General features: G+C 34.1%; 24 protein-coding genes. 21 read left to right on the forward strand and 3 right to left on the reverse strand.

Translation table 11 applies throughout. The features are described from left to right. Positions 1-86 precede the first annotated feature (86 nt). Complete coding sequence (locus EF514_RS04225) at positions 87-620, forward strand: HutD family protein (protein ID WP_127724170.1); 534 nt, start codon at positions 87-89, stop codon at positions 618-620. Positions 621-676: 56 nt separating this feature from the next. On the opposite strand, the gene EF514_RS04230 is transcribed toward EF514_RS04225, so the two are convergent. After that, on the reverse strand, positions 677-916 hold the full coding sequence (locus tag EF514_RS04230; RefSeq protein ID WP_127724172.1) for a glutaredoxin family protein: 240 nt from the start codon (positions 914-916) through the stop codon (positions 677-679). A gap of 278 nt (positions 917-1,194) precedes the next feature. Here EF514_RS04230 and EF514_RS04235 point away from each other — a divergent pair, with 278 nt between their 5' ends. From EF514_RS04235 to EF514_RS04290, 12 genes are all read left to right on the forward strand, one after another. Further along, complete coding sequence (locus EF514_RS04235; protein WP_127724174.1) at positions 1,195-1,578, forward strand: hypothetical protein; 384 nt, start codon at positions 1,195-1,197, stop codon at positions 1,576-1,578. A gap of 15 nt (positions 1,579-1,593) precedes the next feature. Then, on the forward strand, positions 1,594-2,361 hold the full coding sequence (locus EF514_RS04240) for an alpha/beta fold hydrolase (RefSeq protein WP_127724176.1): 768 nt from the start codon (positions 1,594-1,596) through the stop codon (positions 2,359-2,361). Between the two features lie 8 nt (positions 2,362-2,369). Then, positions 2,370-3,953, forward strand: a complete 1,584-nt coding sequence (locus EF514_RS04245; protein WP_127724178.1) for a UDP-N-acetylmuramoyl-tripeptide--D-alanyl-D-alanine ligase — start codon at positions 2,370-2,372, stop codon at positions 3,951-3,953. 10 nt (positions 3,954-3,963) lie between these two features. Continuing rightward, entirely contained in the window at positions 3,964-5,133 is a 1,170-nt protein-coding gene (locus EF514_RS04250) for a D-alanine--D-alanine ligase family protein (RefSeq protein WP_127724180.1), read from the forward strand. Further along, a complete protein-coding gene (gene rnr / locus EF514_RS04255; RefSeq protein WP_127724182.1) occupies positions 5,133-7,214 on the forward strand; it encodes a ribonuclease R in 2,082 nt (693 codons plus the stop codon). The genes EF514_RS04250 and rnr overlap by 1 nt, the downstream gene beginning before the upstream one ends. After that, complete coding sequence (smpB, locus tag EF514_RS04260) at positions 7,215-7,673, forward strand: SsrA-binding protein SmpB (RefSeq protein WP_127724184.1); 459 nt, start codon at positions 7,215-7,217, stop codon at positions 7,671-7,673. It abuts the gene before it with no gap. 43 nt (positions 7,674-7,716) lie between these two features. Next, a complete protein-coding gene (locus EF514_RS04265) occupies positions 7,717-8,868 on the forward strand; it encodes an aspartate-alanine antiporter-like transporter (RefSeq protein ID WP_127724186.1) in 1,152 nt (383 codons plus the stop codon). Between the two features lie 171 nt (positions 8,869-9,039). Then, positions 9,040-9,306 (forward strand): Veg family protein, encoded by a 267-nt coding sequence (locus tag EF514_RS04270; protein ID WP_127724188.1) that lies wholly within the window; start codon positions 9,040-9,042, stop codon positions 9,304-9,306. 70 nt (positions 9,307-9,376) lie between these two features. Further along, entirely contained in the window at positions 9,377-10,222 is an 846-nt protein-coding gene (gene ispE / locus EF514_RS04275) for a 4-(cytidine 5'-diphospho)-2-C-methyl-D-erythritol kinase (RefSeq protein WP_127724190.1), read from the forward strand. Next, on the forward strand, positions 10,212-10,916 hold the full coding sequence (locus tag EF514_RS04280; RefSeq protein ID WP_127724192.1) for a hypothetical protein: 705 nt from the start codon (positions 10,212-10,214) through the stop codon (positions 10,914-10,916). The genes ispE and EF514_RS04280 overlap by 11 nt, the downstream gene beginning before the upstream one ends. Before the next feature lie 112 nt (positions 10,917-11,028). Then, complete coding sequence (locus EF514_RS04285; RefSeq protein ID WP_127724194.1) at positions 11,029-11,403, forward strand: metallopeptidase family protein; 375 nt, start codon at positions 11,029-11,031, stop codon at positions 11,401-11,403. After that, positions 11,396-12,229: a DnaJ domain-containing protein gene (locus tag EF514_RS04290; RefSeq protein WP_127724196.1), complete on the forward strand. Its 834-nt coding sequence runs from the start codon at positions 11,396-11,398 to the stop codon at positions 12,227-12,229. The genes EF514_RS04285 and EF514_RS04290 overlap by 8 nt, the downstream gene beginning before the upstream one ends. Positions 12,230-12,258: 29 nt before the next feature. Here the strand turns inward: EF514_RS04290 and EF514_RS04295 are convergent, their stop codons facing one another. Together EF514_RS04295 and EF514_RS04300 are read right to left on the reverse strand one after the other, a co-directional pair. Next, on the reverse strand, positions 12,259-13,440 hold the full coding sequence (locus EF514_RS04295) for a coenzyme F420-0:L-glutamate ligase (protein WP_127724197.1): 1,182 nt from the start codon (positions 13,438-13,440) through the stop codon (positions 12,259-12,261). Next, positions 13,440-14,018, reverse strand: a complete 579-nt coding sequence (locus tag EF514_RS04300; protein ID WP_127724198.1) for a 5-formyltetrahydrofolate cyclo-ligase — start codon at positions 14,016-14,018, stop codon at positions 13,440-13,442. Before EF514_RS04300 ends, EF514_RS04295 begins: the two co-directional genes overlap by 1 nt. A gap of 186 nt (positions 14,019-14,204) precedes the next feature. Between EF514_RS04300 and ftsE the strand changes: the two genes are divergently transcribed. The 8 genes from ftsE (at position 14,205) to mfd (ending at position 24,741) form a co-directional block, all read left to right on the forward strand. After that, entirely contained in the window at positions 14,205-14,891 is a 687-nt protein-coding gene (ftsE, locus tag EF514_RS04305; RefSeq protein ID WP_127724199.1) for a cell division ATP-binding protein FtsE, read from the forward strand. Further along, positions 14,878-15,777 carry a permease-like cell division protein FtsX gene (gene ftsX / locus EF514_RS04310; protein ID WP_127724200.1) on the forward strand — a complete coding sequence of 300 codons (900 nt, stop codon included), beginning with the start codon at positions 14,878-14,880 and terminating at the stop codon, positions 15,775-15,777. Before ftsE ends, ftsX begins: the two co-directional genes overlap by 14 nt. Positions 15,778-15,788: 11 nt before the next feature. Further along, complete coding sequence (locus tag EF514_RS04315; protein ID WP_127724201.1) at positions 15,789-16,961, forward strand: murein hydrolase activator EnvC family protein; 1,173 nt, start codon at positions 15,789-15,791, stop codon at positions 16,959-16,961. 18 nt (positions 16,962-16,979) lie between these two features. Further along, positions 16,980-18,149 (forward strand): S41 family peptidase, encoded by a 1,170-nt coding sequence (locus tag EF514_RS04320; protein ID WP_127724202.1) that lies wholly within the window; start codon positions 16,980-16,982, stop codon positions 18,147-18,149. A 110-nt stretch (positions 18,150-18,259) separates the two neighbouring features. Beyond that, the gene (glmU, locus tag EF514_RS04325) at positions 18,260-19,636 is read left to right on the forward strand and encodes a bifunctional UDP-N-acetylglucosamine diphosphorylase/glucosamine-1-phosphate N-acetyltransferase GlmU (RefSeq protein ID WP_127724203.1); all 1,377 of its coding nucleotides are present in this window, start codon (positions 18,260-18,262) and stop codon (positions 19,634-19,636) included. Between the two features lie 15 nt (positions 19,637-19,651). Beyond that, a complete protein-coding gene (locus EF514_RS04330; RefSeq protein ID WP_127724204.1) occupies positions 19,652-20,626 on the forward strand; it encodes a ribose-phosphate diphosphokinase in 975 nt (324 codons plus the stop codon). Positions 20,627-20,630: 4 nt separating this feature from the next. Continuing rightward, positions 20,631-21,203, forward strand: coding sequence for an aminoacyl-tRNA hydrolase (gene pth / locus EF514_RS04335; RefSeq protein ID WP_127724205.1), 573 nt, complete (start codon positions 20,631-20,633; stop codon positions 21,201-21,203). Positions 21,204-21,261: 58 nt separating this feature from the next. Continuing rightward, complete coding sequence (gene mfd, locus EF514_RS04340) at positions 21,262-24,741, forward strand: transcription-repair coupling factor (protein WP_127724206.1); 3,480 nt, start codon at positions 21,262-21,264, stop codon at positions 24,739-24,741. The last annotated feature ends 16 nt before the right edge of the window (positions 24,742-24,757 follow it).

Genomic DNA, 24,757 nt, shown 5'->3' on the forward strand with positions numbered 1-24,757 from the left:
ATAGTAATAGTATAGAAAAGCAATTATAAATAATAATAGATGAATTATATGTAAAGGGATTATAATATTAAAATGAGGTGTTAAATATGGAAATAATAAAAAAAGAAGAATTTGTAACTACTGATTGGAGTGGAGGAACTACTACAGAGGTTTATATCAGTCCCAAGGGAGCAAATGTGTCAGAAAGGGATTTTGACTATAGAGTTTCCACAGCAACTTGCGAATTAGATGAAAGTGTGTTTTCAGATTACAGCGGCTTTGTAAGATTTATAGCTCCTGTTGATGCAAATTTAAATTTAAAAAACGGTGATGAAGAAATTACACTTAGACCTTATGAAGTATATAGATTTGACGGTTCGGACAGTGTGGTAGGCTACAGTAAAGTGCGTGATTTTAATTTGATTTTTAAAAAGGGTCTGTCCGGAAAAATGTATTCTACTATAGTAAATGGCCAGGCCAGAATAGAAAACTTTTCAAAGAAGATGTTGATATTTAATAATGACTCTGAAATAGAAGTTAATAATAAAGATTTTGAAATTTTCAGCGCCATAGTTTTAGACATAGATGAAGTAGTTAACTTTAGAGGCTATGGAAGTTTAATAATCTGTGAAATGAATTAAATATTTTTGGAATAATAACTTAAAAACACTCGATTGAGTGTTTTTTAGTTTACATATTAAAGAAATTTTTCCTGTAAGTAGTTAATTATGTCATTTGATTCATAAAGAGCTTCATCGTCTATAAAAAGGCAAGGAATTTGTCTCTTTCCGCCTTTTTCAATTAAATAATTTTGCGCTTCCAAGTCCTTATTAATATTTACAATTTCCACATCCTCTATATTGTTCTTTTTAATAAATCTTTCCACTTTTATACAGTAGGGGCAGAAATTACCTGTAAACAGTTTTAAATCTTCCATTTCATTCTCCAATCTAATATCAATTTTCTTTAAGTAGGTTTGTAGTATCTAGACAGGTCTACAAGTTAAATTATCTTTGTTAAAAACTTTTACATATGTTATAAAATTTCAGCACCTTAATTATTTTAATTTAGTGCTTTAAAAAAAGATTTTATTAAGATATTTAACCATCTACAATACCTGCGAGCTATAAAATTTATTTACCCCTATTGATTTAACTGAAACATTTAAAAAATAGCTTTTTTTTGATATAATGAGAAAGATTAGAGGTGAAATAAATGTCATTATTGGACAATTTTTCTGGAAATTTAGATGATTTAAAATCAACTGTTAAGGATTTTACTGAACTGATAAAGAATAATTCCAAGGAATTAAAGGAACAAACTGCAATTAGATTGGAAATATCCAAGGAAGAACGTAAGTTAGCTTCAATGTATAGAGATATTGGAGAAACTTTTTATAAAGAACATAATAAGCTTTCAAATCATAGTAATGACTATATTGAATCTAAAATTGGAGAAATAGATATAGTAGTTGCAAAGATAGAATCCTTAAAGATGAAATTGGAAACGGGTTTTACTGCGGAAAAAACAGAAGGTGATTTTAAAAGCGGGAAACCTGAAAGTATAGTTTATATAGACGAGGAAGATTTAAATAAGTAATCCTTTGGAGGTAAGATGGAAAAAAGTAGATTGGAAGTTCTATCTACAGAACTGAGTTATATAGAAGTGGGAGAGGGAAAGCCCCTTGTCATTCTTCATGGCTGGGGCGCAAATATTGAATCCATTACTCCCATAGTAAATGCAGCTCCCAAAGGTTATAAGATCTATGCCTATGATGCTCCCGGTTTTGGCGACAGTCAAGAGCCTTCTGACACTTTATCAACAGAGGATTATTATAGGTACCTTTTTGAATTTTTAAAAGTAAAAAATATTAAAAAGGCCACCTTTATAGGACATTCCTTTGGAGGCAAGACTCTGACTATTTTTGCTGCAAAACATCCTGAGATGGTGGAGAAATTGATTTTAATAGATGCATCGGGAGTAATACCTAAGAGAACTTTAAAGTATTATTTTAAAGTTTATACTTTTAAAACTCTTAGATTTCTTTACACAAAGCTGTTTTTTTGGAATAACAATACAGATGGCATAAGGAAATTTTATGAGAAGTTCGGTTCCGATGACTATCAAAATTCTCAAGGAGTTATGAGAAAGACCTTTGTAAAGGTGGTAAATGAATCCACTGTGGAATATTTTAGAAATATTAAAGCTCCTACACTTATTATTTGGGGGGAGAATGATGATGAAACTCCTCTTTATATGGCAAGGGTATTTGAGGATAACATAGAGGACAGTGGACTGGTAGTGTTGAAAAATGCGGGACATTACAGTTATATAGATGATTATGGGACATTTAGCGCAGTGTTGAATTCCTTTTTAGATTAGGAGAGTGTATGGTTAAATTATTAATAGCTGAGTTTATAATAATTTTCATTACTTTTTATTTTGGGATTATAAGAAGTAACTATCCTTTGCACATGTTGCAGTTAGAAGGCTATGAGAATGAAGGTTATAAAAATTGGCTTAGGGAAAATAAAGATAAAGTAAATAAATTTTGGTATAGGGTAAATGCAGAAGGAAGTATTATTGGTTTTAAAAGTCATTACGTAAAAGTAAATACCGAGGAGAAAACTCCCCTTGTGTGGACCGACAGAGCAAAGCGACTTTTTAAAATTCACTACTTGGTAAATATCGGTTTTTTAGTAGTAGTTCTTTTAATCGTAAATACGATTTTTGGAATTACGGATAATTTTCCTTTGGCTTTAGCGGTATTAATACTGGGAAGTTTTTTGGTTTATTTTTTTGAATACAGAATTATGTTGATTTCCAACAGTATTTCAGTTCCAAGAGAAAAAAAGATAAATATGGGATTTTATAAACAGGCACAGAAGAAAATCGCCGAATACAAAAGAAATTATGGTCTTAAGGTTTTGGGAATTACAGGCTCTTTCGGTAAGACTTCTACAAAGGTAATTGCAGATACTATTTTATCAGAGGGATTGAAAGTAAAAAACACCCCCTCCTCTTACAACACTCCAATGGGACTGTCAAAGGTAATAAATAATGAACTTACAGAGGATAGAGAGGTATTTATTGCGGAACTTGGAGCTTATAAAAAGGGTGAAATAGATGAAGTAGCACAATTGGTACAGCCGGACATAGGAATTATTACGGGAATCGGACCTACTCATATGCACTTATTTAAAACTATTGAAAATATTATGGCTACAAAGTATGAGTTAATAGAGGATTTGCCTGAAGACGGTATAGCTATTTTCAACTATGACAATGACTATGTAAAGGTTCTGGCTGATAAAACTGAAAAGAGAACTCTTAGATATGGAACTGAAAATGTGGAAAAGTTGGACGTATATGCTAAGGATATTAAGGTAGATGAGAGAGGATCTAACTTTACTTTGGTAATTAAAGGTGAGGGAGAGATTTTCTGCGAAAGCAAATTACTTGGACTTCACAATATTTCAAACCTACTTGCAGCTGCAACGGCGGCCTATGTACTGGGTCTTAGTTTAGAGGAAATTTCAAGGGGCATTAAAAAAGTTGAGCCTGTGGAACACAGATTGAATATAGTTGACGGCGGAACAGGTGTAATAGTTATTGATGATGCCTTTAATTCAAATCCGGTGGGCTTCAGAGCTGCTCTTGATGTGTTAAGGGAATTTAAAAGCGGAAGGAAAATTATCATAACTCCCGGAATGGTAGAGTTGGGAGATATGGAAGAAGAGGAAAATTATAAAATCGGCTTTGAAATTGGCAAGGTCTGCGATTATGTAATCCTTGTGGGCAAAAAGAGAACTGAGCCAATATACAGGGGACTTACAGATTCTAAGTACAATATGGAAAATGTCTTTGTAGTTAACAGTTTAAATGAGGCCACTAAGGTTTCAGCTCACTTGACAAAAGTTGGGGACATAGTACTTATTGAAAATGATTTGCCCGATAATTACAATGAAGATTAAGGAGATATTTATGGAAAATATAGCAGTTGTATTCGGTGGTAGAAGTGTGGAGCATGAAGTTTCCGTAATTACGGGAATGCAGATAATGGAAAATATGGATAAGTCAAAGTACAATCCCATACCTCTATATATTACAAAGGAGGGTAAGTTTTTATCGGGAGATGTATTAAAGGACTTCACTACTTTTAAAGAAAATGATTTTTCAAAGGCTGTAGAAGTGTTTTTTAAAGGTTATAATGAAGATTTCAATTTATATACAGTATCTAGTAAAAAGGGAGGTTTATTTGGCAAGGACAGCCGGGATGTAGAGGTATTTGCCAAAGTTGATGTAGTATTTCCCGCTCTTCACGGCACCTATGGAGAAGACGGTTGTTTTCAGGGCTTACTTGAACTTATGTCGGTTCCCTATGTGGGATGCGGCGTAACTCCTGCAGGTGTGGGAATGGACAAGGTAATAATGAAAAAAGTATTTCAATCAGAGGATATTCCAATGACTGAATACTTCTATTTTTATAGAGATGAGTGGAAGGAACAGGAAAAAATAATAGAGAAGGCTGAAAAAATAGGCTATAGTTTATTTGTAAAGCCGGCTAACCTGGGTTCTTCTGTGGGGATTTCAAAGGCGAAGAATAAAGAGGAATTTATTGAGGCTGTTGAAGTTGCCATAAGGTATGATAGAAAAATATTAGTGGAAAAGGCAGTGGAAAATCCAAGGGAAATAAATATTGCCGTAATGGGATATGAAAATGACCTGGTAGTTTCAGCCTGTGAAGAGCCTGTGGGTTGGAAGGACTTGCTAAAATATGAAGACAAGTATGTTGCAGGGCCTAAAGGTTCTAAAGGTATGAAGGGGCAGAAAAAAAATCTTCCTGCAAATATTTCCGATACAGTGAGAGAGGAAATTGAAAAGTATGCAAAATTAGCTTTTAGAGCTATAGACGCAATGGGAGATGCCAGAATTGACTTTCTACTAGAGGGAGATACTGTATACGTTAATGAAATAAATACTTTGCCGGGTTCATTGGCTTTTTATCTCTGGGAAGAAAGTGGGATTTCCTTTAAGGAATTAATTACGAGGTTAATAGAACTTTCAAAGGTGAGGTATGAGCAAAAAGCTGAAAATATTACCTCTTATGACTCCAATTTATATAAAAACACCTCCTATGGAGCAAAACTATAATGATAAAAGAAAAGATCTTTGAAATCATAAAAGATTCCCGTCCTATGACTAAGGAACAGTTAGTAAAAAAATTTGGAATAAAGAATAAGGAAAAAGCAGACTTTAATAAACTTTTAAAGGAGCTTATTAAAGACGGGCTTCTTTATTTTGACGGAAGAAAATATATTGTAATAGATGGTAAAAAATATAAAAGAGGCATTGTTCAGGGAAATGAAAAAGGATTTGGATTTTTACTTCAGGAAGATGAGGATATTTTTATTCCCAAAGATAATATGAACTCCGCATTAAACGGCGACGAAGTCGTGGTGGAAATGTTGGATTATAGAAATGGGGACAGTGCTGAGGCTAAAATAATCGGAATTGTAAAAAGAGCTAATGAGAAAGTAGTCGGAACTTTTCAAGATAAGAGGAGTTTTGGATTTGTAGTAGCTGATGATAATAAGTTTGCCTATGATATATTTATTTCCAAGAAAGATATGTTGGGAGCAAGAGACGGTCAAAAAGTATTAGTTCAAATAGAAAAATGGCCTCAAAGAGGTAAAAAGCCCGAAGGAAAAATAATAGAAGTCTTTGGGTACGGACATGAAAAGGGAGTGGACATACTTAGTATTGCTGCAAGTTTGGAACTTCCTATGAAATTTAATAAGAAAACTTTAGACCTTGCAAAGAAAATTCCAATTGCTGTTAAAGAAAAAGACCTTAAAGGCAGAGAGGATTTTAGAGAACTGCTGACTTTTACCATAGATGGAAGAGATTCAAAGGACTTTGACGATGCTGTTTCTATTGAAACTTTAGAGAACGGCAATTTACGTCTAGGAGTTCATATTGCCGACGTTGGTCACTATGTCAGAGAAAATGATGAAATAGATAAGGAAGCTTATAATAGAGGAAACTCAGTATATTTAATAGATGAAGTTATACCTATGTTGCCTGAGGAGTTGTCAAATGGAATATGTTCTTTAAATGAAGGTGTGGATAGGCTTGTGCTTTCTGTTTTAATGGAAGTAGATGAAAAGGGCAAAGTTGTAGATAGTAAGATAACTGAAGGAGTTATCCGCTCCGGTAGAAGACTTATTTACGATGACGTATCGGACTTTCTTGAAGACGGAAGAGTTGATAAAAGTTTAGAAGGCCTTGAAAGTGAACTTAAGTCAATGGATAAACTTGCAAGGATATTGAGAAAGAAGAGAATGGAAAGCGGTTCCATTGATTTTGATTTCCCTGAAGCGCAAATTATAGTAGACGAAAATGGAAGACCTACAGAGATTAAGAGAGAAGAGCGTAGAATTGCAAATAAACTAATAGAGGAATTTATGCTCCTATGTAATGAAACTGTGGCTGAACAGTATTTTTGGATGGAAGTTCCCTTCTTATACAGAATTCATGAGGAGCCTGACGAAGAAAAAATAGTGAGTTTAAATGCAGTGCTGCGTCACTTGGGATATAAATTAAATACTCAAAACCTAGATTCAAAAAGTGTTCAGGAGTTAATAGAAGAGGTTAAGGAAAAAGAAGAGGGAGTATTTGTAAGTACCTTAGTTCTTAGAAGTTTAAAAAAAGCAAGGTACTCGGAAATAAATGACATTCACTTTGGATTGGCCGCCAAGTACTATTCTCATTTTACGGCGCCTATTAGAAGGTATTCCGACTTGGTAATTCACAGAGTTATAAAGTCCATAATTCACAATAAGTTATCTGAAAGTAAGATGGACTATTTGGAATCTATACTTCCCGAAGTTGCAAAACACGTTTCCGATACTGAAAGAAGAGCGCAGGAAGCGGAGAGAATGGTTGAATCAGTAAAGATGGCTGAATATATGGAAGATAAAATAGGCGAGGAATATTCTGCGTTTATATCTTCAATTACAAGTTTTGGAATCTTTGCACAGTTGGAAAATACCATTGAAGGATTAATAAGTTACCAAAGCATGAGTGATTATTTTGAATTTAATGAAGATGATTATAGTGCCGTGGGAAGAGATAGTAAAAAAGTTTACAGAATAGGTGATAAGCTTAAAATTAAAGTGGTAAATACCAATGTTACAAGGGGAACTATAGATTTTGAAATAGTAGGTGATTAAATGACTAAGGAATCTAAAAACACTCTTGCCACAAATAGAAAGGCAAGGCACGATTATTTTATAGAAAGTACGATTGAAGCGGGAATTGAATTAAAGGGAACGGAGGTAAAGTCTCTTAGAAAGGGAAAGGCAAATATTGCAGATGCCTATGCGGAGATTAAAAATGGAGAAGTCTTTGTGGAGAATATGCATATAAGTCCTTATGAACAGGGAAATATCTATAATGTAGATCCTTTGAGGAAAAGAAAACTACTACTTCATAAAGAAGAAATACGCCGACTTGAAAGGGATATAACCTTAAAGGGTTATACTTTAATTCCTCTAAAGCTATATTTAAACAGGGGAAAAGTAAAGATGGAACTTGCAGTTGCCAGAGGTAAAAAACTTTACGATAAAAGAGAGGCCATTGCTAAAAAAGATTCTGACAGGCGAATAAGGCAAGCACTTAAAAATAATTAAGTTAATTTAAGGATGTTTATTTTTGGCAATTGGAGGTTTTAATATGGGGTTTATAGAAACTTATTTAAGCAGTTTAAATAACCAAGTTATGCTTGTATTCTTAATTCTCGGACTGGGATATTTAGTGGGCAGAATCAGTATTTTCGGTGTTCAGTTAGGCGTCTCGGGTGTCCTAGTTGTGGCTTTGGTGGCAGGTCATTTAGGTTTTTATATGCCCAGTGTAGTTGGAGATGTGGGAATAGTACTTTTTTTGGGATGCGTAGGACTAATAGCAGGATCTTCTTTTATTCAGAATATGAAGAAGAATTTTCTTGCTTTTTTTTGTACCTCATTAGGAGTTGTAGTCCTTGGCGGTATTATGGTTGTAATTACTGTAAAACTGACTGATATGCCTGTATCTTTAGCTTTGGGAATTTCCTCAGGGGCATTGACGTCAACTTCCTCCCTGGGCTCTACAATTGAGGTTACGGGAGACACTATAGCCAGTGTGGGTTATGGTATTACCTATATGTTCGGAACGCTTTCAGTAGTACTTTTTGTGCAGCTGGTACCAAAACTCTTTAAGGCGGATATAAAAAAAGAATTGGAAGTCCTTGAGGAAATCAGTTTTAAACCTACTAGAAAAGTGGATCACGACAATCTTTTAAAAATAGATGACTTGGGAATTTTTGTAGTCTGTCTAACTGTAATACTTGGGGCTTTAATCGGGGGAATTGAAATTAAATTAGGACCTACAACTACTTTTTCTCTGCGGAATTCAGGCGGAGCTTTAATAGCAGGTCTTTTGATTTCCAACTTAGGTCATATTGGAAAGTTATCTCTAAAGACATCGCCAATTTGTTTAAAGACTTTAAGAGATTTGGGAATATCTTTATTTTTAGCTTATAACGGTTTAAATGCAGGTCACGGCTTCTTGGAGATTTTAAGGGAGTACGGTTTTATTATATTTATAATTGGAGCATTTATGAGTGTTGCTACAATTTTATTGGCTTTTATAATTGCAAAGTATATTTTTAAAATGCCGCTGCTTGCAGCGCTGGGAGCTACTACGGGAGCTATGACGGCAGCTCCTTCTCTAAACGTTTTAATCTCAATATCAGATGATAGCGTTACGCCTTATTATGCGGTTTGTCAACCTATAGCAACTATTTCTCTAATACTTATGCCTCAAATAGTCGTCTTCATACTTAGTTAGGAAATATTCTAATTATTAAAATAATATATAGTAGAGAGAAAACTATATAAAAAAAGTAATTGACTTTATATGAATTTGATAGTAAAATATATAACTTGATTTTCCTTTAAATATATGTTATACTAAATGAGTAAAATTTGTCTTTTAAAATAGAAGGGATATGATGTGCCTATGAATCAAATGACACTTATAAAAAATGAATTAAAGGAGAATTTGGGCAAAAAAGTAATTGTTAAGGCTAATAAGGGAAGAAAAAAGTATATAACTCAATGTGGAGTGCTTAAAGCCGTTTATCCAAGTTTGTTTTCAATTGATTTAGAAAACGGAAATGAAAAGACTACGTCAACCTTTACCTATTCAGATGTGTTGACTAAGACAGTTAGAGTTTTAATATTAGAAGATGATGTTGAATATACAGATGTGAAGAAGATTTCATAAGAGGACCGAAAGGTCTTCTTTTTATTTCTGTATATTTTATATTGTGATATAATTATTTTGAGGTAATGCTATGAAAGTAAAATCCTATGGGAAAATAAATTTGGCTCTAGATGTAATAAATAAAAGAGAAGATGGATATCATAATATAAAGACCATTATGCAGAAAATTTCGCTTTATGATGAGATGGAGTTTAAAAAAGGCAGTGGGGGAATAGTAATAGATTCCAACTTAACTTTAAAGTTGGAGGAAAATTTAATTTATAAATCCTGGGCAGCCCTATGTCAATATGTAGGCGAGGAGCTTCCCTTGGAAGTAAGACTTAAAAAGAATCTTCCGCTTGCATCAGGTCTTGCTGGTGGTACGGGTAACGGAGCCCTTACGTTAAAGGCCTTAAATGAACTGTATAACTTAAAATTGTCCCTTGGAGAATTGCAAAGTATGTCTTTAAAATTAGGAGCGGATTTTCCCTATATGCTTCAAGGAGGCACTGTCCTTGCAGAGGGAATAGGAGAAAAGTTAAAAACTTTAAAGTCCTTTAATGAAATAGAAGTGTTAATTGTAAATCCGGGCTATGAGATTTCCACAAAGGAAGTTTATGAAAATTTAGACCTAAGTTCAAGACGAATAAACTTTAAAAAAATAATTGATCTTATGGAAGAGAACTCTCCCTTAAAATTACGGGGAGTCCTGGAAAACAAAATGGAAGATTATGTCTTTAAAAGACATTTAGATATTAAAGAGATTAAAACAGAGCTGGAATCAATGGGAGCAGCTTCTCTTATGAGCGGCACCGGTGCAACGGTATTTGGATTGTTTGAGGATTCCAAAACCATAAGAAAGGCTTTTAATAAATTTAAGGGGAAGTATCCCTATACGTTTATGGCACATACTCTTGGAGGAGAAGATGATATTTAACAATGTGGGTATTATAGATGACTCTCTTGGAGGAGTTTTTATTATAAATTCAATAGAAAATTGTTGTAGCGAAAATTTTATAATGATTTCCGACAATAAAAATTTCCCCTATTCTCTTAGGAGAAGTCAAATTAAAAATCTGTCTATAAATCTTCAAGAGGCCATAGAAAAGAAATTTATAAAGCTCTTGATAGTTACAAATCCTGCCATAGCTTTAAATTTAAATTATAATGTAGATTATGAAATTATAAACGGCTTGGAGAAGAGTTTTAATATTATAAAAGAAAACAAGGACATTACCGTACTTTCAAATAAATATGTTAAGGAATATTTAGAGGAAAAAGGGTATAAAAACATAATAGATGGGCAGATTTTAATAAATTCTCTTAATATGGGAGACAGTAACGATTATATTGTCTCTAAGTTAATGGAGGAGTACTTAGGTGATAGTAAGAGTTTATTTATATTGGATAGTAATTTAAGTATTTTAAAAGGAAAATTTTTAGAACTCTATCCTGAAATAAAGTTTTATTTTTTAAGCGATATTATCTTAGAGGAACTTCAAGGGAAATTAAAAAGCGGAGAAGGCGGAAAGTCCAGTTACTACGTAACAGATTATCGGATAGCTTTTTATACGGCCTGTGAAGATTTATTTAAGAGAAGCTACATAAGGACGAGGAAAATCAAAATATAGATTTTATTTAGGTTATAGTTATTTGTAATAATTGGAAATTATATTATAATATTGTATTAGGAAGTGGTTAGATAATTTAAGCGGCTTGAGCTGCTTTTTTTATAGGTGAGATATGGTAGATAGATTTGAAGAATTTGAAGAAATTTTAAATGAATTATATGACGAGCTTCCAAAACGGATACTTGAGGGTTTAAACGGCGGTATAAGAATAGTGGAAGATATAAGCTACCATCCTGCAGATGAAGATGGGGGATTGGTGATTTTAGGTGCCTATAAAAGAGACATTTTGGGAAAGAGCATATTGATCTATTACGGTTCTTTTATGGAACTTTACGGGCATATGTCCAGAGAGGCTTTAAAAGATAAGGTAAGGTCGACGCTACACCATGAAATCACCCACCACTTAGAGTTTCTGGCGGGAGAAAAGGACTTGGAAATAGAAGATGCAAAATTTTTAATGGAGTTTAAGAGGAGAAAGAATGAATAAAATTCTGGGATATTTTAATAAAGTACTGGGTACAATTATAGATTACTTTTTAAGAGGGCTTATTTATATAATAGACCTTTTAGTAAGTTTGTTTGCATCTTTTAGACAGATATTCGGTCTTGTATTTTCAATGGCCGGCTGTTTAATTATTTTATTTTTATTTAATCCTTGGTTTGTGGCTTTAATACTATCAAATCCTGTTGTATTGACTTTGATTCTCCTATCTATTTTAGTTCCTATTATAGGTAGAATTGCAGTTTCCTATCTTAAATATATACATTATATGGCAACAGAGTTTTTCTATGACAAAGCCGACTACTACTTGTTAGGTAGAAAGGCTGCCTATGAGAAAATGGAGGACTATGGAGAGAAGTATAGAAGAGATAGAGAAGCCGAACAAAGAAGAAGAGAAGAGGAAAAAAGAAAGAAAGAGGAAGAGCAAAGAAGACAACAGGAAGAAGAGTGGAAGAGAAGGTTTGAGCAGGGTGGCGGAACCTATTGGAGCTTTGGAGATTTTTCAGACTTTGAGGATTTCTTTAGACAAAGTCAGGGAGGATATTACCAACAGGGTCAGCAACAAGGTGGCCAGTTTACAACTTCATCCTCCTTTAAACAGGAATATGAGGGGGCTTGTGATATTTTAGGAGTTCCTTATACTGCGGACAAGTATGAAATTAAACTTGCCTATAAGAAGATGGCAAAGATGTACCATCCCGATATAAACAAAGATCCCGGAGCAACGGAAATGTTTCAAAAGATAAACAACGCCTATGAATATTTAAATGACTCCAATATTCAAAGGTATAAAAATATGACTACAAATTAAAAGAAGAAGTTAGCTTTTAGCTAACTTCTTTAATTATTTGCAAAATTGTCAAAATATCCTTGAACGTATACTACAGGAGTTCCCTTATCACCTGAGCCTGACGTTAAGTCACAAAGAGATCCCAAAAGGTCTGTGATTTTTCTAGGAGTTGTTCCCAGAGTTTCATCTGAACCTGTTAAATCATCGTCTTTATGTGAAATCTTTTCTTTTAAAATCTTTTGAGCCGTATCATTGTCCACATTTAAGAGTTCAGTGTCGGCAATGTACTTTATTTTAATTTCATTTGGAGTTCCTTGTAATCCCTCGGTATATGCCGGTGAAACTACAGGATCTGCCAATTCCCAAATCTTTCCAACGGGATCTTTAAAGGCTCCGTCTCCGTAAATCATTACTTCAATTTGTTTTTTAGAATATTCAATTAATTTTTTCTGTAGTGCTTTTACAAAGTTATCCCCATCTCTTGGAAATAATTTAACTGAATGGTCACTTGCCAAGTTACTACCCAACAGTCCGAATTTTTCATTATAACCGGAGCCGTTTATGGGTTCAGTTAAAACATCGTCAAGTCCATATACTTTTTCAGCACCTGCATCAATTAGTTCCTGTTTTACAGATTCCCTTGAATGTACGGAACATACAAGTACGTCCTTTGTAAATTGTAGTATGGTCTTTGGATTATTGGAGAAGTGAATTTCACAGTTCTTTGCAATTTCCTTATAAAGTTTTACATAGTCAACGCCTGTAAATTGATGTTTAACTTCGTTTCCAAAAAACTTTTTATATTCTTCTTCACTGAGAACTTCAGAATAAGGATTTATATTTTTTTGATATAAAATTCTCTCATCCATTAAATGGTTTCCAACTTCATCTGAGGGATAGGAAAGTAAAATGTGTAATTTTTTCCCGGTTTGTGCAATTCCCTTAAGTATTATGGCAAATCTATTTCTACTTAGAATAGGGAATACCAAACCGATGTCCGAGTCGAATTTATTATTGATATCTTCTGCAATTTGATCAATATCCGCGTAGTTTCCCTGAGCTCTTGCAACTAGCGATTCGGTTACGGCAACGACATCTTTATCTCTCATGGAAATATTTTCTGATTCAAGAGCTTTAATAACTGAATCAAAGACTATTTCAACAAGATTGTCTCCGCTTTTAACTATAGGAGTCCTAATTCCTCTAACAACAGTACCTATATACCTTTCCATTAATCTTTATTTCCCCCTGTGTACAAATTTATTTCAGATAGAAAATAATCTATTTGAATGTCATAATCTTCATGGGGCAAAGATTCAACATATTGAAGGTCAAATCCAATGCCCAGTTTAGTAACTTTTTTCTTTAAGCTACTGAAAAATTTATCATAAAATCCTCCGCCATAGCCGATTCTATATCCTTTTTTATCAAAGGCGAGGCCCGGTGTAATTATTAAATCCAAAATTTCAGGATCTACTATGTCAATTTCTTCATCTCTTGGCTCCAATATGCCCATATAGCTTTCGCTTAGCTGTGAAAAATCTTTTAATCTGGAAATTTTCATAGTCTTTGTTTCCCTATCGACTACCGGAATGAAAATATTCTTTCCCTCAGACAGTGCCCTTTTAATTATATTGTGGGTGTCGACTTCGGATTTATAACTTACAAAGATAAATATATTGGAGCTTTGTCTATACAAATCCAAATTATATAAATGTTCTGCTATTTTCTCCGACGCTTCCTTCATATAATCAAGGGAAAGAGCGTCTCTTTTTTTAATTAATTCTTTTCTAAATTCTTTTTTATTCATTATTATCACTCCAACAGCTTATATTATACACTAATTTTAAAAAAATTTTATAAAAATCTTTAAAAACCGCACCTTAGCAAAGAAATTTCTCCTAGTATAAGCAAATTAAGAAATAGAGTTGTAATTTGTAACTCTTTTGTAATATAATATGTACTTGATAATTATACTATATGGAAAGGGAAAATTATGATTCAATTTGAAAATGTATATAAAGAATATTCAAATGGCGTAATGGCACTTTCAAATATTAATCTGTCCATTCCCAAGGGAGATTTTTTATTTTTAGTTGGAAGTAGCGGGGCAGGTAAGTCCACTATGATTAAACTTTTAATAAGGGAAGAAAAAGTAACTCGCGGAAGGATATTAATAGATGGAAATGATATAACTAAACTTAGAAAAAAAGATATACCTAAGTTAAGACGAAATATATCAGTGGTCTTTCAAGACTTTAGGCTTTTAGATAAAAAAACCATATTTGAAAATGTGGCTTATGCCCTTGAAATTCAAGGAGCAAGTAAGAATGAAATAAAGAAAAGTGTTACGGAGGCCCTTGAGATTGTAAATCTGTCCAATAGAGCACAGTCCTATCCCGATGAACTTTCAGGAGGGGAATCTCAAAGAGTTTCAATAGCAAGAGCAATAGTGAATAACGCTCCTATATTGGTATGTGATGAGCCTACGGGAAATCTTGACACAAATACTGCTTGGGACATTATGCAGGCTTTAATAAAGATAAATGAAAGAGGAACGACAGTTATAATGGCAACGCACGCTGTGGAAATTGTAAATAAAATGCAAAGGCACGTAGTTAAAATCTTAGATGGTCACATTGTATATGATGTAGAAAAGGGTGGCTATTATGAGGATAATTAGACAGGCTGTAAATATATTAAAGGAAAGTTTTAAAGGACTTAGGCGAAATATGACTATGGCTTTAGCTTCAACAGTATCTGTTGCGGCAATGCTAACTCTTTTCGGTTTTGTATTTTTACTTATTTTAAATATAAATTCCGCAGTATACCATCTAGGCGGCGAATTGGACAAAGTTGTAGTATATTTAAAAGATGATTTGTCCACAGAGGGAATTAATGAATTAATAGACGACATTGGAAAAGACGAGAGAGTAAAACAAATTCAATACACTTCAAAGGAAAAAGCCCTTGAAGATTTTAAGGAAGGCTTTGGAGAAAAGGCATATATATTGGAATCTCTTCCTGAAAATACCTTGCCGGCTTCTCTTGTAGTGACTTTAAAAGATCTGTCCTATGCCGGTGAAATAGCACAGGAGGTAAAGTCAAATCAGGGAGTTGAAAGAGTGGACTACCACTACGAGCTGGTTCAAAAGATGATGGTATTTGAAAAGGGAGTAAAGTACATTGGATATGCCATAGTCTTAATACTGCTCTTGGTTTCAGTTTTGATAATTCACAATACTATAAAAATTGCAGTATCTAACAGACAGAGGGAAATTAACATAATGAAGTATGTAGGAGCTACAAATTCCTATATTAGAGGACCTTTCCTAATAGAAGGGATTATATTCGGACTTTTTGGGGCTGTATTGGCCTTTTTCATAGTCTACTACGGATATATTTTCCTATATGACAAGATAAGTATTCAAATTCAAAATCTATTTGGAATGGGGATTTCAACGCCTGATGAAATTAGAAATAATCTGTCGGTAATATTTTTATGTATCGGTTCAGGTATTGGATACTTGGGTTCATTAGTATCCACAGAGAGATTTTTAGATGTTTAGGAGTTGTTTTAATGAAGAAATTTAAAGGGCCTGTAATTTTGGGTTTGGCCTTTGTGCTAACTACTCAAAGTGTATTTGCCACAAGTCAACTTGAAAAGCAAAAAGAAGAAAAAGAACAGAGAAAAAATGAAATAACTAAGGAATTAAATGAAAATAAAAATAAAATTGAGGAAAACAAAGCCACTATTAAAAATGTTGAAAGTGAAATGGCGGAGTTAGATGCTAAGATAATTGATTTAAGTTCCAGTATTTCCTCTCTTGAAGGTGAAATTTCAGTTTTAAATGTGGAAATTGAAAAGACTCAAGCTGAATTAACTGCAGCTGAGGAAAATTTAAAAGAGAAGCAAGAGCTTTTTGGCGAAAGAGTTAAGGTAATGTACATGGATGGAAAAGTTTCTTACTTAGAAGTGCTTTTAAATTCCAAGAGCATGGAGGAGTTAATTAGAAACAATGAAATAATATCCACCATTGCCCAATCTGATAAGGAGCTTGTAGATTATATTGAAGAGCAAGTAAATATTATTGTAGAAGCCAAGGCTAAATTAGATAGAGATAAGGGAGCTTTAGTTGCAAATAAGGATAAATTACAAAGTCAAAAGAGCAGTTTTGAGACGGCAAATAGTGAAAAACAATCCTATATGGCATCTCTTGAAGCAGACATTGTAGCTTATCAAAAGGCTTACGACAAAGCACAGGCTGAAAGTGCTCAATTGGAACAGGATATACTTAGACTTCAAAGGGAAATAAGTCAATCGGCTTCAGGAACACCGGGAAATATAGATGTACAGTTAAATCCGGGGGCAAAGTTAGCTTGGCCGCTCCCTGGGCATACTAGGATTTCATCCTATTATGGAACCAGACTTCATCCTATATTAAAGACCTATAAAACTCACGATGGAATTGACATTCCGGCTCCTACAGGAACGCCTGTAATAGCTGCCCAAGACGGTACGGTTTTAATGGCAAAGACCATGAGCGGACTGGGAAACATGGTTATGATTGACCATGGAGGTCTGGTTACAGTTTATGGGCATAACAGTGCTTTAAAGGTAAGTGCGGGACAACAGGTGAAAAAAGGAGATGTAATAGCTCTTGTAGGTTCTACAGGACTTTCTACGGGACCACACCTTCACTTTGAAGTAAGGGTAAATGGAAAGACTACAAATCCGCAAAGTTATTTATAATCTATAGAAGAGGATTTTATGAAAGATAGAAAGAAAATCAGTTTAATACTGGCTGTAGCATTAATAGTAATTACCAATATAGTTACTTTCAATGTGGCAATAATTGGACATTCCGCAGTAAGTGAAAACAAGTATGTAAAGCTTAGATTTTTAGAGGAATTTGTAAAAGAAAATTACCTATACCCAGTAACAGATGAAGACCTTGAAGCAGGTGAACTAAAAGGAGTAATTGCAGGGCTGGACGATCCTTATTCCATGTATATGACTAAAGATGAATTTCAAGAGGCCACTGAGGATATTACGGGAAGATTTCACGGCATAGGAGTTTATATAAGTGCAGGTGAAGATGGACTTATAACAGTAATTTCACCGGTAAAGGGTTCTCCTGCAGATAAGGCTGGAATTGAAGCCGGAGATAAAATAATAAGCATAGATGGAAAAGATTACACTGCAGACAAGATAAACGATGCAGTTAACTCCATGAAAGGCGAGGAAGGAACGGAAGTAGATATAAAACTGTTAAGACCTTCCAACAATAAAGTCTTTGACGTCACTATTAAAAGAGAAGAGATAAAAGATCCCACTATTATTTCCGACAAAATTGGAGATTTGGGCTATATAGGAATAACTCAATTTAAAAATGAAACGGGTGCGGATTTTAAAAATGCACTTGGTGAATTGGAAGCTCAAAATGTAAAGGGGCTAATAGTGGACCTTAGAGGAAATGGGGGCGGAAATGTGGAAACTGCCGTTGAAGTTGCCGATGCGTTACTTCCTGAGGGAGTTATAGTCTATGCCAAAAACAAGGACGGTGACATAGTTTTTGATTACAATTCCGATTCTAATCAAACGGAACTTCCAATAGTGGTTTTAATAAATGAGTATAGCGCTTCAGCTTCGGAAATACTTGCAGGTGCAATTCAGGACCATGGAAGGGGTACTATAGTGGGTATGAACTCCTTTGGAAAGGGAATAGGTCAAAGTCAGAAACAATTTGCAAATGGCGACGGAATAAGACTTACCACCTTTGAATACTTTTTGCCTAAGGGAGAAAATATTCACAACATAGGTATTAAACCTGATGTGGAAGTTGAACTTCCTGATGACATTGAAGGTATAGGTATTGAATACTCAGAGGTGGACCTACAGTTGCAGAAAGCAATAGAAATATTAAGCAATAGAGAATAACAATTAAAAATGGACTTGAAAGTTTTTTCAGGTCCATTTTAATTGTTGAGTTAAGTTTAGGTGATGGTTATAATAGAATTAGTAAAAAAGTAAAGAGGTGTGTTTTTTTAATGAAAATTTCTATTGTCCTTGCAGCTGGCGAAGGTACGAGAATGAAGTCCAAAACCCCTAAAGTGCTTCATGAGATTTTGGGCAAGCCAATGTTGGAGTACGTAATTGACAGTGCAAGAGAATCAAATATAGAAAAAGTAAGCGTAATTATTGGGCATGGTAAAGAAAAGATAAATGAGTATTTTCAAACTAAGGATGTTGTATTTAGAGAACAGCCCATGGGCGAGGGTATCCCCTATGGTACAGGATTTGCAGTAATGCAGGCCGATGGCGACTACAATGATGAAGATACGGTAATAATATTAAACGGAGATACTCCCTTAATAGAATCTAAAACCTTGGACGAGTTTATAAAATATCACGAACAAGGTAATTTTTCATGTACAATTTTAACGGCTGAAATGGAAAATCCCTATGGATATGGACGTATAGTTAGAGATGAAGATGCTAAAATTTATAAAATAGTTGAGCAAAAAGATGCCAATGAAAAGGAAAAGTTAATTAGAGAAATTAACTCAGGAATATTTGCTTTTAAGGGAGAGGATTTAAGGAGAACTTTAAAATCTTTAAATACTGACAATGCTCAAGGAGAGTTGTACCTTACAGATTTAATAAAAACACTCTTTGAAGAGGGAAAGCGCGTAGGCGGATATAGATTGAGAAACAACAGCGAAATATTGGGTGTAAATTCAAGGGACCATCTTTCAAAATGTACTGAGATTATGAGAGATAGAGTTAATAGATATTACATGCTTGAGGGAGTTACTCTTATTGATCCTAAAAGCGTAATAATAGAAAGTTCCGTAAAAATAGGAAGGGATACTGTTATATATCCGGGTGCAATACTACAGGGAAGTACGGAAATCGGAGAGAACTGTACTATCTATGGAACTACACGAATAGTAAATTCCAAAATAGGAGATAATACTACTATTGACAATGCTTTAATAGAAGATTCCACTGTGGGAGACAGTACGAAAATTGGTCCTTATGCTCATTTAAGGCCTAAGGCTAATGTAGGTGACAATGTTAAAATCGGAAACTTTGTAGAAGTGAAGAACTCAAATTTCGGCAACGGTTCCAAGGCGGGACATTTGGCCTATATAGGCGATGCTGATGTGGGAGAAAATGTAAATGTAGGCTGCGGCGTTATATTTGTAAATTATGACGGCAAGGGCAAACATAGGACTGAAGTGGGAGATAATGCCTTCTTAGGTTCAAATGCAAATTTAGTTGCACCGGTAAAAGTTGAAGAATACGGTTATATTGCTGCAGGCTCCACTATAACTAAAGATGTACTTGAAGGACAGTTATCAGTGGAAAGAGCTAAGCAGAGAAATGTAGATGGTTGGGTAGAAAAAAAAGGTCTAAAATAATTTGGGGGGAAAATTATGAATATGTGTGTTGGCGATATTTTAATTATTACAGGAAATTCAAATACTACATTGGTGGATAATATTTGTAAAAATCTTGGTATTGAAAAAGTGGATTGCGAAGTAAAGACTTTTTCCGACGGTGAAATATCTATAGACATAGGCGAAACTGTAAGGGGAAAGGATGTATTTTTAATTCAATCTACATCAAGTCCTGTAAACAACAATTTAATGGAGTGTTTAATTTTACTGGATGCTTTAAAAAGAGCTTCTGCAGGAAGAATTAATGCGGTAATTCCTTACTATGGCTATGCAAGACAAGATAGAAAAACAAGAGCTAGAGAACCTATTACTGCAAAATTAGTGGCAGATTTATTAACAGTTGCCGGAGCGGACAGAGTACTTACTATGGACCTGCATGCTGGTCAAATTCAAGGCTATTTTAATATTCCTGTAGATCACTTAACAGCAGTACCTTACTTGGCAAAATATTTTAAAGAAATTGTAAATAATCCTAAAGAAGGTAAAAAAAGAGATTTTGTAGTAGTTTCTCCAGATTTGGGAGGAGTTACCAGAACTAGAAATTTTGCCAATGAATTAAATTTGCCAATTGCAATTATTGAAAAGAGAAGACCTAAAGCCAACGTATCTGAAGTAATGAATATTATTGGAGATATTGAAGGTAAGAACTGTATTTTAATAGATGATATAGTAGATACGGCGGGAACTATCTGCCAGGCGGCTAAGGCTTTAGTTGACCACGGAGCGGAGGAAGTATATGGATGTGCAACACATGGAGTACTTTCAGGTCCTGCAATAGATAGAATAGAAAAAAGTGTAATGGAGAAATTTATTATTACAGATACTATAGATACTGAAAAGAAACTTATTGGAAGTAAAATTGAAGTTGTAAGTGTGGCTCCTCTATTTGCAAATGCAATAAAGAGAATTAATGCAAATACTTCCGTAAGTGAAATGTTTGATAAAAGGTGATAGATTGTATATTATAGCTGGACTTGGAAATCCCGGTTCCAAATATGAAGGAACTAGACATAACGTGGGTTTTGCAGCCATTGATGAACTTGCAAAGAGACTTAATGTAAATGTTACAAAAATAAAATTTAAGGGACTTGTAGGTGAGGGGAAAATAGCTGGTGAGAAAGTTTATTTAATAAAACCTCAAACCTATATGAATAAAAGTGGCGAATCTATTAGGGAAATCTGTAATTTTTATAAAGTGGAACCTTCTAATTTAATCGTAATAGTAGATGATATAGATATTGAATTTGCCACAGTTAAGATAAAACAAAAGGGATCGGCCGGAACACATAACGGTTTAAAATCAATTATTTACCAACTTCAAAGAGATGATTTTCCAAGAGTTAAAATAGGTGTTGGAAAAAAAAGGGACAATGAGGACCTGGCAAATTTCATATTGGGTGGTTTTACCAAGTCCGAAAGTGCTGAAATTGAAGATACCGTAAAAATTGCAGTAGATGGCGTAATTGAAATTATAGAAAATGGCATAGATTCTGCAATGAATAAGTACAATAAAAGAGTTTCAAAGTAACTTAAATCGGGAGATTCAGTTAAACTGAGTTCCCGATTTTAAAATTAGAGAGGTAAAAATGGATTTTTTGATAGATGTAATGCATAATTTAAAAAGTTACAAAGAAGTTTTAAATAATATAGATGAGAAAAACTATCCTATTTCCATTTTTGGTACTACGGCCAGTGGAACCGGACATTTTTGTCATTGTTTAAATTACGATATGAAGAAACCTCTTTTAATTATAGCTCCCGACGGTTTAAAGGCTGCTAAAATCTATGAAGATATGAAAAATTTAGGGAAAGAAGGAGTTTCTCTATATCCTAAAAGAGAAGTATTTCTATATGATAGAGATTTTAAAAGCTTTGATACAATGAGAAAGAGAATTAAAACCCTTGTAGATGTACTTCAAGGGAGAAGTGATGTGGTGGTAACAACTCTTGAAGCCTTAAGAGACAAAGTTACACTTAAAGATCAATTTGCCAAATATATTTTAAGCATAAGTCAATCTGAGGAATTGGATTTAAAGGAGCTGGAGAATAAGCTTGTGGGAATGGGATATGAAAGGTATCCTCAAGTAGAGGGAGTAGGACAGTTTGCCATAAGGGGCTCCATAATAGATATATATACTCCTGAAAGTCCCTATAGAATAGAACTTTTTGATGTGGAAGTTGATTCAATCAGATCTTTTGAAATAAGCAGCCAAAGGTCTGTGGAAAATCTTTCTAAAATTGAGATAGCACCGGTAAGTGATTTGATTTTCACTTCACAGCAAAGAGAAGAAATGACTTTAAGCTTAGAAGGGGCATTAAAAAGTTCAAATTTAAAAGGCAGTGCAAAAGAAAGACTGGAAGATAAGTTTTTAAAATATGTGGATATTTTAAAAGAGGATATGAATATACCTAATACGGACTTAGTGCTTCCCTTTTCAGATAGTAAAAATTTCCATTCAATTCTGGACTACTTTGGAGAGGACCCATTACTTATAATGGAAGATCCGAATAGGAGTATAGACAGAGTTAAAACCTTGGAGTTAGAAGAAAAGGATAACTTAAGTGAGATGTTGTCCTTTGGAGAAGCATTAAATAGCCATGAAAACATTCAATTTGACTTTGAAAGTACTTTTAAAAGAGTTAAAGAATCTTCTCTAATTACTTTAAACAGTCTTACTGTTGCAACTAAGGGTATAGATCCAAGAAGCATAGTCAATATAAATATGAAGTCTATGACCAACTATAGGGGGAAGATGAAACTCTTTGTAGAGGACTTAAAGAATTATATCTATAGAGGTTATAAAGTTGTAATACTTGGCGGTAAGGAAGACAAGACAAGGAGATTATTTCAAACGCTGGTTGATTTAAAAGTTCCTGTGAGATATGAAAAAGATAGGGACAGTGAAATAAAAAGCTCTGAAGTAGTAGTTACAGAAGGTACATTAAACGAAGGTTTTGAAATTGTGGATTTAAAGCTTGCTGTAATAAATCAATCTGAAATCTACGGCAGTAAAAGCGAAAAGAAAAAAACTTCTAAAAAGTCCAAAGTTTTAAATTTTGAAGACCTTAACCTTGGAGATTATGTAGTCCATGAAAGTCATGGAATAGGAAAGTACATAGGTACTAAGAGGTTGGAAGTCCAAGGTATTACAAAGGACTACGTTGTAATAGAGTACAAGGGAGAAGATAAGCTCTTTTTACCCATGGAAAGTTTGGATTTAATCTATAAATATGTAAGTTCCGAGGGTAAAGTACCAAGAGTTAATAAGCTAAACAGCATTGAGTGGAAAAAGACCAAAGCCAAAGCCAGAAAAAATGTGGAGGACATGGCAGAGGATTTAATAAAACTCTATGCTAAAAGACAGGAAATAAAGGGATTTGCCTTTAGTGAAGATACTGAGTGGCAAAGGGAGTTTGAAGATGCCTTTCAATATGAGGAAACTGAGGGACAGTTGCGTTCATCAGAAGAGATAAAAAAGGATATGGAGCTTGAAAGACCTATGGACAGGTTGCTTTGTGCCGATGTGGGTTACGGAAAGACTGAAGTGGCTATTAGGGCTGCCTTTAAAGCGGTTATTGATGGAAAGCAGGTGGCTTTTTTAGTTCCCACTACGATTTTAGCTCAACAGCATTACAACACTTTAGTTGAAAGGTTTAAGGACTTTCCCATTAAAATTGCAATTTTAAGCAGGTTTAGGACGAAATCTGAGCAGAAAAGGGACATTGAGGATATTAGAAAGGGCTTTGTAGATATAGTCATAGGTACCCATAGGTTGCTTTCCAAAGATGTGGTATTTAAAGATTTAGGCTTGCTTATTATAGATGAGGAGCAAAGATTTGGAGTTAGACATAAGGAGAAGTTAAAGATGTTAAAGGAAAATATAGATACTTTAACGCTGACTGCAACGCCAATACCGAGAACGCTTCAAATGTCCATGATTGGAATAAGAGATATGTCCGTTATAGAAGAACCGCCTGAAGAGAGATTTCCCGTTCAAACCTATGTGTTGGAATATAATGACTTAATGGTAAGAGAGGCTATTTTAAAAGAAATAGAGCGGGGAGGTCAAATATACTTTGTCTATAATAAAGTTCAAAGTATAGATCAAAAATTAATTGAATTAAGAGAGTTGGTGCCTGAAGCAACTTTTAAAGTAGCTCATGGTCAAATGAGTGAAAGAGAACTTGAAGATACTATGATATCTTTTATAAATAATGAATTTAATGTGCTACTATGTACTACAATTATAGAAACGGGAATGGACGTTCAAAATGCAAATACTATGATTGTAGCTGATGCAAACCGACTGGGACTGTCCCAACTTTACCAGCTAAGGGGAAGGATAGGGCGATCAAATAGGATTGCCTACGCTTACTTTACCTATGAAAGAGACATATCGCTTTCGGAGGTTGCTCAGAAGAGACTTAAATCCATTAAGGAATTTACGGAATTCGGCTCAGGTTATAAAATAGCACTAAGAGATTTGGAAATCAGGGGCTCGGGAAGTATTTTGGGTTCAAGGCAACACGGACACATTGACTCCATAGGCTATGACCTCTACATTAAGTTTTTAAAAGATGCCGTATCCAAATTAAAGGGAGAGGAAGTCTTGGAAGAGAACGATACTGTAGTGGATATAAAGTTAGACTCCTATATACCGGGCGTATATATATTTGATGAAGCTCAAAGGCTTGAAATATATAAGAAGATAGCAACGATTGAAAGTGAAGATGACTATTCAGATTTAGTAGATGAATTAATAGATAGATTTTCAGACATACCTGAAGAGGTTTCCAACTTAATGGATGTATCTCTTTTAAGACATAATGCCAAGTCTGTGGGAATTACTTCTATAATTCAAAAGCATGACAGCTATGAAATAAAAATGAATGAAAATTTAAATTTAAATATTATAAATGAGCTTCAAGATGCTTTTAAAAGTATAACTTTTGAATTGGGAGAGGAACATGGATTTACTCTTTCAAAATTAAAATATCCCATTGAGGACTTAAAGAAAGCTGTCAATATTATAAAATCACACAAAAAATTCATATTAAAAAAATGATATTAGTGTATAATAA

Source organism: Anaerosphaera multitolerans, assembly GCF_004006535.1.
Taxonomy (GTDB): domain Bacteria; phylum Bacillota; class Clostridia; order Tissierellales; family Peptoniphilaceae; genus Anaerosphaera; species Anaerosphaera multitolerans.